Here is a 14,891-nt window from a genome sequence, read left to right on the forward strand (position 1 = left end):
GCGTGTGTACGTCCTCTCCATCTTTGGGCCTCACTCGGATGTGGTCGCGGCCTGGCGTGCGAGCTGCTTGCGGTCGATCTTCCGGTTCGAGTTGAGCGGGAACTCGGACAGGTGCTGGTAGCGCTTGGGGACGATCGCCACCGGCAGCACCTTCCTCAGGTCGCCGGCGAGTCGGGCGGGCGGCACGACCTCGCCGGTGTAGAAGACCGCCAGCTCCACCGAGCCCTGGGCCGCCACCGCCACGGTGACCGCGTCCTGGACGCCGGGGCAGTTGCGAACCGCGGCGTCCACCTCGGCCAGCTCCACCCGCACCCCCAGCACCTGCACCTGCGCGTCGTCCCGCCCCAGGTAGAGCAGCTCGCCGCCGTCCGCCCGGCGCACCCGGTCCCCGGTGCGGTAGTAGCGCCGACCGCCGCGGTCGAAGAACCGCCCCGCGTCGTCGCCCGGGTCCAGGTACCCGGCGGTCAACTGCGGCCCGGCGATGCACAGTTCCCCCTCGACGGCGCTGTCCTCGCCGCTCGGGTCGAGCAGCAGGACCTGGTGTCCGCCGTGCACCGAGCCGATCGGCACCATGCCGTTGAGCGCCTCCTCGCCCGCCCAGCGGTGGGCGGCGACGGTGATGGTCAGCTCGGTCGGCCCGTAGAGGTTCTCCAGCGTCGACTCCGGTGCCGCCGCCAGCCAGTCGCCCGCGTCCTGGCAGCTCAGCGCCTCGCCGGCGAAGAAGCTCCAGCGCAGCGAGGGCATACTGGCGGGCCCCAGGCCCCCCATCCGCCGCACCAGCGCGATCGCGCTGGGGGTGGAGAACCAGACGGTCAGGCCCTGGTCGGCGATGAACCCCGGCATGTCCCGGTAGGCCTGCGGCGGCGGAACGACCAGCGTGCCACCGGCGCCCCAGGCGCAGAACAGGTCGAACATCGCGCAGTCGAAGTTGAGGTCGAAGTTCTGCGAGAAGACGTCCTCGGGACCGAAGTCGTACCGCTCGTCGAGCAGGCCGAAGTAGTGGTGGGTGTTGGCGTGGGTGACCGGCACGCCCTTGGGCCGGCCGGTCGAGCCCGAGGTGAACAGGACGTACGCGGTGTCCTCGCCGCGCACCGGCACCGGCGCGGACAGCGCGCTGCCCGCCGCCAGCGGCACGGCCGGCTGCGGCTGACCGCCCGGGGCGAAGAGCACCGGGAGGTCGACGCCCTCCTCCCGCAGCCCGACCAGCGCCGGCAGCGAGCCGTCGTCGGCGATGAGCGCACCGACCCCGCTCGCCTCGATCATCTGCCGGGTGCGGGCGGCGGGGAAGGCCGGCTGCAGCGGGACCATGGTGATCCCGGTGTACAGGCCGGCCAGCACCGACGCGTAGGCCGAGGGGCCCTTGCCCGCCAGCACGCCGATCGCCGCGGGCCGCGACGGCAGGTGCGCCAGCAGCGAACCGGCCAGCAGCAGCGCGCGCTCGTGCAGCTCCTGGTAGGTCAGGCTGACCCCGCCGGCCAGCAGCGCAGGGCGGTCCGCCGACTTGGCGAGTCCGCGCAGGAAGCGCCCGGACAGCGCGAGGTCCACGGTGTCATCCATCGTGGTGGGCCTTTCGCTCGAATGTCCCGTCGTCCCTCAGGCCGCGGTGCCGGGCAGCAGGCCCGACACGGTCTTCCAGAGCACGGCGGGGGTCTCGAAGGTCTCCAGGGTCAGCGCGTCGTCCAGGAAGCGGATGTCGTAGGCGTTCTCCAGGTTGCCCAGCAGCTCGACCGTGCCGAGCGAGTCCAGGCCCAGCTCACGCAGCGGGGTGTCGCTCGCCAACTGCTCGCCCGGGGGCAGGAAGGGCAGGAAGCGGCGCAGCGTCTCTTCGAACTTCTCGTCCCACATGGCGACTCCATCACTGTTGGTGTTCTTGCGTTCCAGTAGGTGCGTTCAGCGGGCGGACCCGCGCTTCGGCGCTCAGGCGACGACTGACCGGCGCCTGGGGGTCATCGCCAGCCGGGGGTTGGCCGGCAGGACCTCGAAGTTCGCGGTGGTGCACGGGACTCGGCCGAACAGGCTGTCCGGGCCCGCGACACAGACCCGCTCGATGCCGAACCGCTTGAGCCCGGCCACCGCGTCCGGCCAGCGCAGCGGCCGCACGATGCTGTCCAGCAGCATCGTGCGCACCTGCTCGGCCGTGGTGAGCAGCGCGCCGTCCTGGTCGGCCACCACCGGCAGCTTCGGGTCGGTGAAGTGCAGGGTGGACAGCACCTCGCGCTCGGCCTTGTCCCGCAGCCCGGCGAAGGCGCCCGAGTGCAGCGGCGGACGCATGGTGTAGAGCGGCATCCCGCCGACCGCGCGCAGCCGCTGCTGCATCCACTCCACCCGGGACTCGCGCAGCGAGAGCATGTGGAAGCCCTCGTCGATGTAGCAGGAGATGTCGTGCCACTCGCCCTGCTCGTCCAGCTCGGCGAGGATCTCACCCAGCTTCTCCGCGGGGGTGCGGACGAAGGAGAGCACCACGACGTCGGTGTGCTCCTGGCTGAAGTACTCCTCCATGCAGCGCGCGAGTTCGGCGGTCATCCGCACGGCCTCGGGCAGCGGGAGCGCCTGGGCGAAGGCGACTGCCGCCTTCTCGCCGAAGCTGGGGCCGAGGACGGCCTCGGCCTCGACGCCGAGGGCGTCCTGCGCCCAGTCGGCGCTGGCCAGGCAGTTGACCAGGAAGGCCACCTGGGCCGCCTCGGAGTAGTCGCCCTCGGCCTCGCGGAAGGCGTCCACCAGGGAGTAGCCGAGGACCTCGTCGGCGACCGCGACCAGTTCCCTGGCGAAGCGGTTGGCCACCATGAACCGGCCGACGTCGTTGAAGGCGGCCGGGCCCATGCCGGGGAAGACCATCGCTGTCCGCTTCGTCATGACCGGCGCTCCCCCGCCTGCAGCGCCCGCTCGGCCGGCTGCGCCAACTCCGCCAGCTCGGCCAGGAAGCCCACCATGACCTCGGTGAAGCGCTCGGGCTCCTCCAGGTGCGGGCAGTGGCTGGAGTTCTCGAAGATCTCCCAGCGCACGGTGGGGATGCGGTCGAAGTAGGGCTGCATCGTCACCGGGGTGGCCTCGTCGTACTTGCCGCTGACCAGCAGCGTCGGCGTCCGGATCGCGTTCAGTTCGTCGATGATCGACCAGTCCTTCAGGGTGCCGATCACGTGGAACTCGTTGGGCCCGTTCATCGTGTAGTACACGGTCGGGTCGTTGTAGATCTCCATGAAGGAGGAGAGGAAGTCCCTCGGCCAGGGCAGGATCCGGCACACGTGGCGGTCGTAGAAGACCCGCATGGCGGCCAGGTACTCGGGCGACTCGAAGGTCTCGGCCGCCTCGTGCCGCAGCAGGCTCTCCTGCACGTCCGGCGGCAGCTGCGCGCGCAGCACGGCCATCTCGCTGAGCCACAGCGGGTAGGAGGCGGGCGAGTTGGCGACCACCAGACCGCGCAGTCCGGCCGGCCGGCCCATCGCGTGCTTCGCGGCGAGCAGGCCGCCCCAGGACTGGCCGAACAGCACGTAGTTGTCGGCGATGCCCAACTCGTTCAGCAGGTTGGTCAGTTCGGCAGCGAAGAGGTCGACCTTCCAGAAGTCGGCCCCCTTGTCGGGCAGATGGGTCGAGCCGCCGTTGCCGAGCTGGTCGTAGTGCACCACCGGCCAGCCCTGCTCGGCGAGTTCGGTCAGCTGCAGCAGGTAGTCGTGGGTGCTGCCGGGACCGCCGTGCACCACCACCACGGCCGGCCTGTCCGCGTGGAGATCACCGGTGACCCGGTACCAGGTTCGGTACTCCCCGAACGGGACGGTTCCCTTGGCGCTGGGTTCCAGGGGCACGGTAACCACCTCAGTCGACAGACGTGTTCGGGGTGCACGGGATCGTGATCCGGTCCCGACGCTAACGCGCTGCGACGGCCCCACTGGACCCCTAGCGGCCCCTAGGCCGGCAGGGGGCCCGGTCCGGGCGACCGCGCAGGCCGCACGGTAGGGGTCGGCAGGGGGGTGTGGTGCGGCGACCGGGGCGCCTAACGTGCGAACAGCGGTCGAATGCGCCAATCAGCGTGCTCGCGCATACGACACACGCGGGTTCCGACGTATGCGAGTTCGTCGCCGTATGCGAGTTCGTTCGAGTGAGTTCGAGAGGGCACCATGACCCAGACTGCCGACCAGGACCGCGCGGCCACCGAGCCGCCGGCCTTCCCGATGCCGCGCTCCTGCCCCTTCAGCCCCCCGGCGCAGTACGCCAAGCTCCGTGAGAGCGAGCCGGTCTCCCGGGCGGTCCTCAAGGTCAACGGCAAGCCCACCTGGCTGGTCAGCACCTACGAGAGCCTGAAGAAGATCCTCGGCGACTCCCGGGTGAGCGCCAACCTCAAGCTGCCCGGCTACCCGCTGCAGGTGCCGGTGCCCGAGGAGATGCTGCAGGCCGTTCCGCTCACCTTCCTCTCCATGGACCAGCCCGAACACACCGTCCAGCGCCGGCTGCTGGCACCCGAGTTCAGCCTGCGCCAGATGCGCGCGCTGCGGCCGGGGATCCAGCAGATCGTGGACGACCGGATCGACGCGATGCTCGCCAAGGGCGGCCCGCTGGACCTGGTGGCCGCGCTCGCGCTGCCGGTGCCCTCGCTGGTGATCTGCGAGCTGCTCGGCGTCCCCTACGAGGACCACCCGCGCTTCGAGCACTGGGCCGGCCAGATCATGAACCAGGACATCAGCGACGCGGAGCGCGGCCTGGCGCACTACGAACTCGACCAGTACGTCGACCAGTTGGTCACCATCAAGGAGACCACGCCGGGCGACGACATGATCAGCCGGCTGATCGCGGCCAACCGCGCCGAGCCCTCCGTCGAGCACGCCGACATCGTGAGCATGGCCCGGCTGATGCTGGTCACCGGCCACGAGACCACCGCCAACATGATCGCGCTGGGCACCCTGGCCCTGCTGGAGCACCCCGACCAGCTCGCCGCCGTCCAGGCCGACCCCGCCCTGCTGCCCAAGGCCGTCGAGGAACTGCTGCGCTTCTTCAGCATCTCCGACTCCGGCACCGCCCGGGTCGCGCTGGAGGACATCGAGATCGACGGCGTCGTCATCAAGGCGGGCGAGGGCATCCTGCCGCTCAACAACTCCGCCAACCACGACGAGAGCGTCTTCCCCGACGCCGATACCCTCGACATCCGGCGCGAGGCCCGCAGCCACCTCGCCTTCGGCTACGGCATCCACCAGTGCATCGGCCAGAACCTGGCCCGGATCGAACTCGAAATCGTCTACGAGACCCTGTTCCGGCGCATCCCCGGCCTCAAGCTCGACGCCCCGCTGTCCGAGCTCAAGTTCAAGGACGACGCCATCGTCTACGGCATGTACGAGCTGCCCGTCACCTGGTGACCCAGACGGACTGATCCGACCAGTCGAACCCGACTCCGAGAGGGCACCATGACCCAGGACCACCTGGCCACCGAACTGCCGAACTTCCCGATGACCCGCACCTGTCCGTTCAGCCCGCCGGCGCAGTACGCCAAGCTCCGGGAGAGCGAGCCGCTCTCCCAGGCGGTCCTCAAGGTCACCGGCAAGCCCGCCTGGCTGGTCACCACGCACGAGCACGTCAAGGCGGTGCTCGGCGACTCCCGCGTGAGCTCCAACCTCAAACTGCCGGGCTACCCGCACCAGTTCCACATCCCCGAGGAGATGCTGCGCGAGGTCCGCCTCATGCTGCTCTCCATGGACCCGCCGGACCACACCGCCCAGCGCCGCTACCTGATCCCCGAGTTCACCGCCCGGCGGATGCGTGCGCTGCGCCCGCGGATCCAGGAGATCGTGGACGCCCGGATCGACGCGATCCTCGCGGCCGGCGGACCGGTGGACCTGGTGTCCGCCCTCGCGCTGCCGGTGCCCTCGCTGGTGATCTGCGAGCTGCTCGGCGTCCCCTACGAGGACCACCCGCAGTTCGAGGAGTGGTCGGCGCTGATGATGAACCACGACATCAGCCCGGAGGAGTACGGCGCCGCGGTCGTCGGCCTGGACATGTACCTGGACAAGCTGATCACCGCCAAGGAGGCCGAGCCCGGCGACGACCTGATCAGCCGGTTCATCGAGAAGAACCGCGAAGAGCCGATCGCCGACCACACCGACATCGTCACCATGGCCCGGCTGATGCTGGTCGGCGGGCACGAGACCACCGCCAACATGATCTCGCTCGGCGTACTCGGCCTGCTGGAGCACCCCGAGCAGCTGGATGCCGTCAAGGCCGACCCCGAGCTGCTGCCCGGCGCGGTGGAGGAGCTGCTGCGCTTCTTCAGCATCTCCGACTCCGGCACCGCCCGGGTCGCGCTGGAGGACATCGAGCTCGACGGCGTCGTCATCAAGGCGGGCGAGGGCATCCTGTCGCTCAACAACTCCGCCAACCACGACGAGAGCGTCTTCCCCGACGCCGACACCCTGGACATCCGGCGCGAGGAGGCCCGCAGCCACCTCGCCTTCGGCTACGGCATCCACCAGTGCATCGGCCAGAACCTGGCCCGGATCGAACTCGAAATCGTCTACGGCACCCTGTTCCGGCGCATCCCCGGCCTCAAGCTGGCCGTCCCGATGTCCGAGCTCAGGTTCAAGGACGAGGCGCTGGTCTACGGCGTCCACGAACTCCCCGTCACCTGGTGACCGTTCACCCGACAGAGCGAGGTACACCCACTATGCGTGTCAGCGTCGACCCCGACCGCTGCGTGTCGGCCGGCCAGTGCGTCATGCTCGCCCCCGACGTCTTCGACCAGGACGACGACGGCATCGTGACCCTGCTCCAGGCGGAGCCGCCCGCAGAGCTGCACACGGTGGTCAGGCAGACCGCCTCGCTCTGCCCGGTCCGGCTCATCCAGATCACCGAGTAGCCCGCTGCCGTCACCGCCCCCACCGACCGCCCCGCCGAACGCCCCACACGTTCGGCGGGGCGCGGCGCGTGCGCGCCGACGGCTGCGGCTGCGGCGACGGCCGTGACAGCGGCTGCCGTGACGTCCGCGACAGCGGCTGCGAAGACGGTGACCAGCCGTCAAGCCCACTGCTCCGGTGCGTGACTGGTATCCCTGACACCCGGTACCACTAAGGTGCCGGTCATGGCGGATGACATACGGAACGGCGCAACCCTTCTCCAGGGTTCACCGGCGTGGGGGGTGCCCGCCGGGGGGCGGCAGCTGTCCGGGCGGGCGGGGGAGGTCGAGGCCCTGCTGAAGGTGCTGGGCGGCCTCAAGACGGCGGGCGGACGGGCGATCGCCCTGGTCGGGGAGCCGGGCATCGGCAAAAGCGCGCTGATGTTCACGGCCGTCGCGCACGCCAGGGCCGCCGGAGTGCGGGTGGAGGCGGCGCAGGGGCAGCACGCGATCGCACCCGCGCTCCCGGGCCTGCGGCCACTGCTGGGCGGGCACTGCGACGTGCGCGCGCAGGTGGCGCAGGGCGGCGCCGCGGTGGTGGCCGTGGACGACCTGCACCACCTCGCGGCCGATCAGATCCCGGGCCTGGAGCAGCTGCTCCGGGCGACCGCCACCGGTCCGCTGCTCTGCCTGCTGGCCTACCGGCAGCGCCAGCTCTCGCCCGCGCTCGCCGCCGTGCTGTCCCGCGCGATGTCCGCCGGCCTGCTGGAGGTGTGGGAGGTCGGGCCGCTCTCCCGGGCGGCGACCCGGGAGCTGCTCGGCGAGCGCCCCGACCTCGACGAGCTCCACCGCGAGGGCCAGGGCAATCCGCAGTACCTGAGGATCATGGCCGCCGACGACCGGGCGATCGCCGCGGCCGGCACGGCGATCCTCGGTGAGCTGGCCGGCCTCGACGACACCGCGCTCACGGTGCTCCAGGCCGCGGCGGTCTTCGATCACGCGTTCCACCCGGAGCTGCTCGCCGCGGCCCTGGAGCTGGAGCTGACCGAGACCATGCGGGCGCTGGACCTGCTCACCGGCCTCGACCTGGTGCGGCCCGCCGAGGTCGGGGCGAAGATGATCCTGCGCCACCCGGCGGTGGGTGCGGTCGTCTACCAGCAGCTCGGCCCCAGTCGGCGCCAGGACCTGCACCGCCGCTCGGCGGATGCGCTCGCCAAGCTGGCCGTGCCGATCGCCCGGCGGGCCCACCACGTGGCGCGGTCCCTCGACCCGAACGAGCCGGAGCACCTCACCACCCTGATCGCCGCCGCGCGGGACGCGCTGCACACCTCTCCGGCGGTGTCGGCCGGGTATCTGGAGGTCGCCCTGCCGCTGCTCCGGGAGGGCGGCGAGCACTGGCACGAAGCGCGGGTGCTGCTCGCCCAGACCCGGCTGCTGACCGGCGACGCCGCCGAGAGCCGGGCCCTGCTCGACGCGCTGCGCCGGCCCGTCGGCGGCCGGCCTCCGCACGAGGGTCACGACCTGACCGCGCTCGCCGATGCGAGCCGGGTCGAACGCCAGCTCGGCCGCTACACCGAGGCCGGTGCCGTCGCCCGCGCCGGGCTCGCGGCCCTGGCCGACCGCGACGGCGCCACCGCAGCCGCACTGCACGCCGAACTCGCCGACTGCGCCTACGACCTGCAGGACTACGAGAGCTGCCGGCAGCACGCCGAGACGGCCGCCGCGATCGCGCGCCGGAACCACGACCGGGTCAACGAGGCCAAGTCGCTGGCCCAGGTCTCGCTCGCCCACCTGTTCACCGGGGACCTGGCGGCGGCCGACCGCACGGCGGACAGCGCGGTCGAACTCGTCGACGCCACCTCCGACGCCACCCTGCTGACCAATCTGGAGGCCCTGTACCAGGTGGGCATGGCCGAAGGGATCCTCGGCCGCCTGGCCGCCTCCGAGCGCCACCTCACCCGGGGCGCGGCGCTGTCCCGGCGCACCGGCCAGACGTACATCCGACCCGCGCTCCTGATGGCGCTGGCCAACACCCAACTGCGCAGCGGGAACCTGCGCCACACGCTGGCCACGCTCGACGAGGCCGACCGGCACGCCGAGCTCGACGGCAACCCGGCGATCCAGGCGGTGCTGGCGATGGTCCGCGCCGAGGTCCTGCTGTGGAAGGGCGGTTCCACCGGGTGGCGCGAGGTGCTCGCGTCGGCCGATCGCGCCGCGGCGCTCGCCGACGGCCGGCCCACCGCCTGGGCCGTCAACGTCCGCTGCTTCTACGCCGAACTCCTGCTGCTCACCGGTGATCCGGCCCGGGCGGGCGGGCTGCTGCTGGAGGCCGCGGGCGGCGTCGAGCTGCCCCGGATCACCACCTGGCGCCAACCGCGCTGCTACGAGACCCTGGTGCGGGCCGCGGTCGCCGAGGGCGACCGGGCGGCGGCCGAGCAGTGGGCTCGGCTCGCCGAGGCCCGGGTCGACGAGCTGCCTTCCGCGAGTCGGCGCGGGTACGCCGCACGCGCCCGGATGTGGGCCCACAGCATGCTCGGGGACTTCGAGCGGGCCCGGCACAGTGGGCTGGCGGCGGTCGCGGACTTCACCGTCGGCGGTGAGCGCATCGAGGTGGGCCGCACGCTGGTCGCGGTGGCCGCGCTCGCGCTGGACGCCAGGCGGACCGAGCAGGTGGACGGGTGGCTGGACCGCGCCGCGGCGCTGGCCCAGCAGTGCGACTCGGCCCGGCTGGCCGACGAAGTCGCCCACCAGCGTGCCCGGTTGAGCTCCGTGCCGACCGCTCCCGCCGCAACCGCCGCTCCCGTCCCGCCCGTCGCCTCCGACGCCCGGGGCGGTGCGGACCCGGCTGTGCTGAGCCCGCTCACCGGACGGGAACGGGAGATCGCCCGCCTCGCCAGCACCGGCCTGACCAGCGCGGAGATCGCCGGCACGCTCTTCCTCAGCGTGCGCACGGTCGACAGCCACCTCGGCCGGATCTACCGCAAGCTCGGCGTCTCCAACCGGGCGAGCCTGACCCGCGCGCTGCTGGGGTCGGGGTGACCCCGGCCCGGTCGTCCGTCGCAGCCATCGCCGACCTCGCCGACCTCGCAGCCATTGCCGCCATTGCCGCCATCGCCTGGTCGTCGCCTCTCGGTCCGGGATCGGGTGCCCACGACGACTGTGGCCGATGCCGCGGCACCGACCATCCGTAGAACTACGCGTTCCGGCTACCCAACCCAACGCGCCCACCGGGCGCCGTGATTAGGTAATCGCCCGGTTCCGGCCATCCCGTCGGCCCTGCGCCACGCCGCGGACCGGACCCGGAGCACCGCCGCAGGCGGACGCCGGGGCGGCTCGGCGGCCCGGTCCGCGGATCGGCAGGCGCCGTCGGACAGGCCTCCGGTGCGGGGCCGTTCACCGATCCGGCGGCGGTGGGTGGCCGAAACTCGTGCTGGCCCGCCGCCGCCCGGGTCTGGCAGTGTTGCCGCCGCACCGCCCCCGACCAGCACGGCACCGCGTCCGACACGCTCGGGGTCCGGCCCGCACAGGGCCGGGCGCAGCACACGTGAACCACCCGTGAACCGCACCGCGGAGCCCACCGCGGCCCGCGCCACGGCTCGTACCGCAGCTCGTACCGCGGCTCGTCCCACGGATCCCAGCACGGATCGCAGCACGGATTCCAGCACGGACGATCCCCGCACTGAGCGCCCGCTTCCTGATCCCCGAGGAACCCACACCATGACCGCCGCAGTCCTGGCATTCGAAGAAGAAGGCAGCGGGGAACGACTGGTCTGCATGCCCGGCGGACCCGGCTTCCCTCCCGACTACCTGCGGAGCCTGCGCGAGCTCTCGGGCAGCCGCACCGTCACGCTGCTCCACCCCCGCGGCACCGGCCGCTCGCCGGCCCCCGCGGATCGCGCCGCCTATCGGATCGACGACTACGTCGCCGACCTCGAACTGACCCGCCGTCACCTCGGGCTCGAGCGGCTGGACCTGCTCGGGCACGCGCACGGCGGCATCGTCGCCGCACGGTACGCGGCTGCCCATCCCGAGCGGGTGAACGCGCTGGTCCTGCTGAACACCCCCGCCTACGGCGGCGGCCGGGCCGAGCAGCGGGCTGCCGAGTTCTTCGCCTCCCGCGAGGGCGAGCCGGGTGTCGCGGCAGCGCTGGCCGCACTCGACGAGCCGGACGGCGACGCGTACTCCTCACCCCGGGAACTGGGCCGGCGGATCGCCGAGATCCTGCCGCTCTGGCTGGCTCGCCCCGAGACCGCCGGAGCCGACTGGGCGGCCCTGAGCCGCACGCTGACCGTCAACCCGGACGCCGCGCTCTTCTTCAACCAGCAGGTCTTCCCGCGGCTCGACGTCACCTGGGCCGCCGCGGCGATCGCCTGCCCCACCCTCGTGCTCACCGGCGACCGCGACCCGTACGCCGGGCCCGAGCACGCGGACGAGCTCGCCGCGGTGATCCCGGGTGCGCGGGTGCGGGTGCTCCCCGGCGCGGGTCACATGTCGCAGGTGGACGCGCCCGGGCCGGTACGCCGCGCCGTACTGGACTTCCTTGAAAACCTTGATGGCACCGCCGAAAGGACGCAGCCGTGAGCACCGGGGCCGAGTGGCAGGAGCAGGACTCCGACGACTTCGTCGCGTACGGGGAGTACTCCGCCCCCGAGCGGCAGACCCGGACGGACGTGGTCGCCTCGGTCATCCGGGCGCCCGAGGGCCCCGCCGTGGTGCTCGATCTCTGCTGCGGGGAGGGGCGGTTGAGCGGCACCCTGCTCAAGGCCTTCCCCTCGGTCACGGTGACCGGCCTCGACCTCAGCCCCGCGATGCTCTCCACCGCGGCCAGCGAACTGGCCGAGTACGGCGGGCGCTTCCGCACCGAGCGGTTCGACCTGGGCGCGACCGACTGGCGGGAGCGGGACGAAGCCCCGTACGCGGTGGTGTCCTCGCTCGCCATCCACCACCTGGACGGGCCGGGGAAGCAAGCGCTCTTCCGCGACGTGTACGCGATGCTCCGTCCGGGCGGGGCCTTCGTGGTCGTCGACCTGGTCGAGCCCGCCGGCGACCTCGGTCTCGACCTGGCCCGGCGGATGTGGGACGAGGCCGTGGAGGCGCAGTCCCGCCAGGCCACCGGGGACACCGGGCTCCACCGCACGTTCCGTGAACTGGAGTGGAACGGCTGTCAGTTCCCCGACCCGCTGGACCAGCCGTCCACCCTGGTGGACCAGCTGGACTGGCTGCGGGCGGCCGGTTTCGCCCAGGTCGACGCGTACTGGCTGGAGGCCGGTCACGCGATCTTCGGCGGCGTCAAGCGTGGGACGTGAGGAGCGGATCCCCGCCGTCACGGCAGTCGAGCGATGATCCGGCCGCACCACGCACGACGTGCGGGTCCGCGCTTGCGGCCAGGTCCAGTTCCAGCAGCCGGGAGCGCCGCTCCGGCACCAGCCGCCGGCTCACCTCAGGCTCGGCCGACCTGGGCTCCGGGAGCCGGAACCCGCGCTGCTCGAACCAGCGGTCGCGCCGGTTCGTCGCCGTGTAGAGGACGGTGACACCGCGTTCGGCCAGCCGGTCGACCGCGTGCCCCAGGAGCCGGCTGCCGAGCCCCCGACCGTGCCACGATTCGTCCACGCACAGGTTGTACAGGAATGCGCAGCGCCGCTCGGATCCGTCGATCAGTTCCAAGGCGTAGCAACCGCGGACCGCGCCGTCGGCTTCGGCCACCTGGTAGTCGCCCAGCTGCCGGACGAAATCATCGGGCGAGCGCCGTCGCAGCGCACCGGTGCGTGCATGCGGTTCGGACAGCCGGATGACGGCCTCGATGTCGCCGACGCGCGCCCCGCGCACGGAGGTCCTGGCGGAGGCTGTCGGTTCCGGGTTCATCGGCATCGAATGGCAGGGGCGGCGGCCGGCATCAGCGCTCCGGACCCCGAGGCTCATTTCCGGACTTTCTCCGGGACGGCAGCACCACTGAAACCGAGACCGAACAGCTGCTGGGTCGGCATGAGTTCGATGAGGTTGACATTGACGTGAACAGGCTGGGCCAGACACCACACGACGGCGTTCGCGACATCCTCCGCACTCAGGGGCGTGAGGTTTTCGTAGAGCGCACGCGCGCGGTCCTGGTCACCGTCGTACCGCACCAGCGCGAACTCCGTCTCGGCCATGCCCGGCTCGACGCAGGTGACCCGCAGGCCCGTGCCGTCGAGGTCGGTACGCAGATTGAGACTGAGCTGCCGCACGAAGGCCTTGGTGGCCCCGTACACATTGCCGCCGAGGTAGGGATAACTCGCCGCGATCGAGCCCAGGTTCACGATGTGGCCGTATCCCGCCGCGAGCATGCGCGGCAGCACTGCCCTGGTGCAGTTGAGGACACCGTTGATGTTGGTCTCGACCATTTCCTGCCAGTCCGCGGAGGCCGCGTGCTGGACCGGGCCGAATCCCTTGGACAGACCGGCATTGTTGACGAGTATGCCGATGTCGGCGAATCGTTCCGGCAGGCCGTCGAGCGCCGCCGCCACCGCATCGGCGTCACGTACGTCGACCGCGACCGGGTGGAACAGGTCCGCGCCGATCTCCTCGCGCAGCTGTTCAAGCCGTGCGGAGCGCCGGGCCAGCCCGATGACCGGCCGGCCCTCTTTGGCGAGGGATCGGGCGATCGCTGCTCCGAATCCGGACGAGGCTCCGGTGACAAGAGCGGCAGACGCTTGCGGAATACTCTTCACCCACAGGCCTCCTGATCGGAATGAATGACGGATCCGGGCCCGCGAAAAGGGCGACCGAAGCACGGCCATTCCGCGCAGTTTGCCATCCTCGGGTACTGCAGAGCCTCAGGAGATGCACCGTATCCCCTGAAGAATGATCTGTCCAACCATCTGCGTAAGCGAGTTGATGCAGCGACAGCTACGGTCCGCGGAACTGACGCCCGCCGAAGGAGAAGCCGAAGACATTAAGGGAGGATTTCGTGCAGGGCGGCGCCATTCAGTGGATCTGCCCGGTTTGATCACGTGATGCCGAGGGCGGCCACGGCCAGGAGTGCGGCACCGGTGGGCAGGCGGGAGCCGAGCGCGGCGGGTTCGCCCTTGCAGCCCGGACAAGCCGCCTTGTAGCATCGCGAAGCTGATCATGAACACTGCCGAACGCGTGCAGAATTCCGGGACTCTCCGCACAGCACCCGGGAAGAACGTGCACGACGATGAATGGCCCGGTAGTGAATCAGGCGGCAACAGGGGCTGAACGAACCTTTGATTCGCACCGGTCGAGGAGAGTGGGCATGCGCAGTACCGAAAACGGTTCGGCCGATCGATGGTTTCGGACCGTGCAGCGCTGTCCCACTCCACGTGTCCGGATCATCTGCTTTCCCCACGCGGGAGGGGCGGCGAGCTTCTTCCGCTCGTGGGCCGAGTTCGTGCCGGACGACGTGGAGCTCATCGCTGTCCGCTATCCCGGACGCGAGGACCGGCTCCTCGACCCGCCGGCCGGGACCATGGCGGAGCTGGCCGACCCGATAGCCGACGGGTGCTCCCGATTCCTCGACGCCCCCTTGGCGTTGTTCGGTCACAGCATGGGCGCGTCGGTCGCCTACGAGGTGGCCCTGCGGCTCCGGGCGGCGCACGGTGCCGTCCTGGCCGGGCTCTTCGTCTCCAGCCGCCCGGCACCCGGACGGGAGAAGCACCGGAGCCTCTCCCTGGCCAGCGACGACGAACTGATCGAAGACATCGCCCTGCAGGGCGGCACCGATGCGCGGACCTTCGCGAACCCGGAGCTGCGAGGGCTGGTGCTCCCCGCCATCCGCGCCGACTACCGTCTGGTCGACGGCTACCGGGCGCTGACGAGCCACGCCCCCCTCGACACCCCGGTCGTCGCCTACTACGGCGACGACGAGGCGGACCTGGACCGCGATTCCGTTGCGGCGTGGTCGTCGGTGACCGCTGCCACCTTCACCGTGCGTTCGTTCGACGGCGGTCATTTCTACCTCGCAGACCACCGCCAGGAGCTGCTGGCGCACCTCTTCGCAAGCCTCGGCAGCGGACCGGCCACCGCGACGGGTCCTGCCCGACCACGGTAGGGGGCCAGCGCGAGCGCGACGTCCAGCGCTGCC

13 protein-coding genes are annotated in these 14,891 nt (G+C 71.5%); 7 read left to right on the forward strand and 6 right to left on the reverse strand.

The window, feature by feature from the left end; genetic code table 11:
• Positions 1–30 precede the first annotated feature (30 nt).
• From OG500_RS10955 to OG500_RS10970, 4 genes are all read right to left on the reverse strand, one after another.
• Entirely contained in the window at positions 31–1,557 is a 1,527-nt protein-coding gene (locus OG500_RS10955; protein ID WP_329579203.1) for an AMP-binding protein, read from the reverse strand.
• 36 nt (positions 1,558–1,593) lie between these two features.
• Positions 1,594–1,845, reverse strand: coding sequence for a phosphopantetheine-binding protein (locus tag OG500_RS10960; protein WP_327066361.1), 252 nt, complete (start codon positions 1,843–1,845; stop codon positions 1,594–1,596).
• Positions 1,846–1,917: 72 nt separating this feature from the next.
• Positions 1,918–2,853 (reverse strand): ACP S-malonyltransferase, encoded by a 936-nt coding sequence (locus OG500_RS10965; protein WP_329579207.1) that lies wholly within the window; start codon positions 2,851–2,853, stop codon positions 1,918–1,920.
• On the reverse strand, positions 2,850–3,800 hold the full coding sequence (locus OG500_RS10970; RefSeq protein ID WP_329579210.1) for a proline iminopeptidase-family hydrolase: 951 nt from the start codon (positions 3,798–3,800) through the stop codon (positions 2,850–2,852). The genes OG500_RS10965 and OG500_RS10970 overlap by 4 nt, the downstream gene beginning before the upstream one ends.
• Before the next feature lie 312 nt (positions 3,801–4,112).
• On the opposite strand from OG500_RS10970, the gene OG500_RS10975 reads away from it, so the two are divergent.
• The 6 genes from OG500_RS10975 (at position 4,113) to OG500_RS11000 (ending at position 12,117) form a co-directional block, all read left to right on the forward strand.
• A complete protein-coding gene (locus OG500_RS10975; RefSeq protein WP_327066364.1) occupies positions 4,113–5,342 on the forward strand; it encodes a cytochrome P450 in 1,230 nt (409 codons plus the stop codon).
• 48 nt (positions 5,343–5,390) lie between these two features.
• Entirely contained in the window at positions 5,391–6,611 is a 1,221-nt protein-coding gene (locus OG500_RS10980; protein ID WP_329579213.1) for a cytochrome P450, read from the forward strand.
• 32 nt (positions 6,612–6,643) lie between these two features.
• Positions 6,644–6,835 carry a ferredoxin gene (locus OG500_RS10985; protein WP_327066366.1) on the forward strand — a complete coding sequence of 64 codons (192 nt, stop codon included), beginning with the start codon at positions 6,644–6,646 and terminating at the stop codon, positions 6,833–6,835.
• Positions 6,836–7,057: 222 nt separating this feature from the next.
• On the forward strand, positions 7,058–9,850 hold the full coding sequence (locus OG500_RS10990) for a helix-turn-helix transcriptional regulator (protein WP_329579218.1): 2,793 nt from the start codon (positions 7,058–7,060) through the stop codon (positions 9,848–9,850).
• A gap of 678 nt (positions 9,851–10,528) precedes the next feature.
• Positions 10,529–11,392: an alpha/beta fold hydrolase gene (locus tag OG500_RS10995; protein ID WP_329579221.1), complete on the forward strand. Its 864-nt coding sequence runs from the start codon at positions 10,529–10,531 to the stop codon at positions 11,390–11,392.
• A complete protein-coding gene (locus OG500_RS11000; RefSeq protein ID WP_329579224.1) occupies positions 11,389–12,117 on the forward strand; it encodes a class I SAM-dependent methyltransferase in 729 nt (242 codons plus the stop codon). The genes OG500_RS10995 and OG500_RS11000 overlap by 4 nt, the downstream gene beginning before the upstream one ends.
• Here OG500_RS11000 and OG500_RS11005 read toward each other — a convergent pair.
• Both OG500_RS11005 and OG500_RS11010 read right to left on the reverse strand, forming a co-directional pair.
• Positions 12,101–12,637, reverse strand: a complete 537-nt coding sequence (locus tag OG500_RS11005; RefSeq protein WP_329579227.1) for a GNAT family N-acetyltransferase — start codon at positions 12,635–12,637, stop codon at positions 12,101–12,103. The genes OG500_RS11000 and OG500_RS11005 overlap by 17 nt on opposite strands.
• Positions 12,638–12,726: 89 nt before the next feature.
• Positions 12,727–13,515 (reverse strand): SDR family NAD(P)-dependent oxidoreductase, encoded by a 789-nt coding sequence (locus OG500_RS11010; protein ID WP_329579230.1) that lies wholly within the window; start codon positions 13,513–13,515, stop codon positions 12,727–12,729.
• Positions 13,516–14,063: 548 nt separating this feature from the next.
• Between OG500_RS11010 and OG500_RS11015 the strand changes: the two genes are divergently transcribed.
• Positions 14,064–14,858, forward strand: coding sequence for a thioesterase II family protein (locus tag OG500_RS11015; protein ID WP_329579233.1), 795 nt, complete (start codon positions 14,064–14,066; stop codon positions 14,856–14,858).
• The last annotated feature ends 33 nt before the right edge of the window (positions 14,859–14,891 follow it).

Source organism: Kitasatospora sp. NBC_01250 (genome assembly GCF_036226465.1).
Lineage (GTDB): Bacteria > Actinomycetota > Actinomycetes > Streptomycetales > Streptomycetaceae > Kitasatospora.

Excerpts from the sequence above, each read along its gene's own strand:
- OG500_RS10980 (WP_329579213.1), top strand. The coding sequence starts at position 5,391 with ATGACCCAGGACCACCTGGCCACCGAACTGCCGAACTTCCCGATGACC.
- OG500_RS10990 (WP_329579218.1), top strand. The coding sequence starts at position 7,058 with ATGGCGGATGACATACGGAACGGCGCAACCCTTCTCCAGGGTTCACCG.
- OG500_RS10975 (WP_327066364.1), top strand. The coding sequence starts at position 4,113 with ATGACCCAGACTGCCGACCAGGACCGCGCGGCCACCGAGCCGCCGGCC.
- OG500_RS10985 (WP_327066366.1), top strand. The coding sequence starts at position 6,644 with ATGCGTGTCAGCGTCGACCCCGACCGCTGCGTGTCGGCCGGCCAGTGC.
- OG500_RS10955 (WP_329579203.1), bottom strand. The coding sequence starts at position 1,557 with ATGGATGACACCGTGGACCTCGCGCTGTCCGGGCGCTTCCTGCGCGGA.
- OG500_RS10965 (WP_329579207.1), bottom strand. The coding sequence starts at position 2,853 with ATGACGAAGCGGACAGCGATGGTCTTCCCCGGCATGGGCCCGGCCGCC.
- OG500_RS10995 (WP_329579221.1), top strand. The coding sequence starts at position 10,529 with ATGACCGCCGCAGTCCTGGCATTCGAAGAAGAAGGCAGCGGGGAACGA.
- OG500_RS11015 (WP_329579233.1), top strand. The coding sequence starts at position 14,064 with ATGCGCAGTACCGAAAACGGTTCGGCCGATCGATGGTTTCGGACCGTG.
- OG500_RS10960 (WP_327066361.1), bottom strand. The coding sequence starts at position 1,845 with ATGTGGGACGAGAAGTTCGAAGAGACGCTGCGCCGCTTCCTGCCCTTC.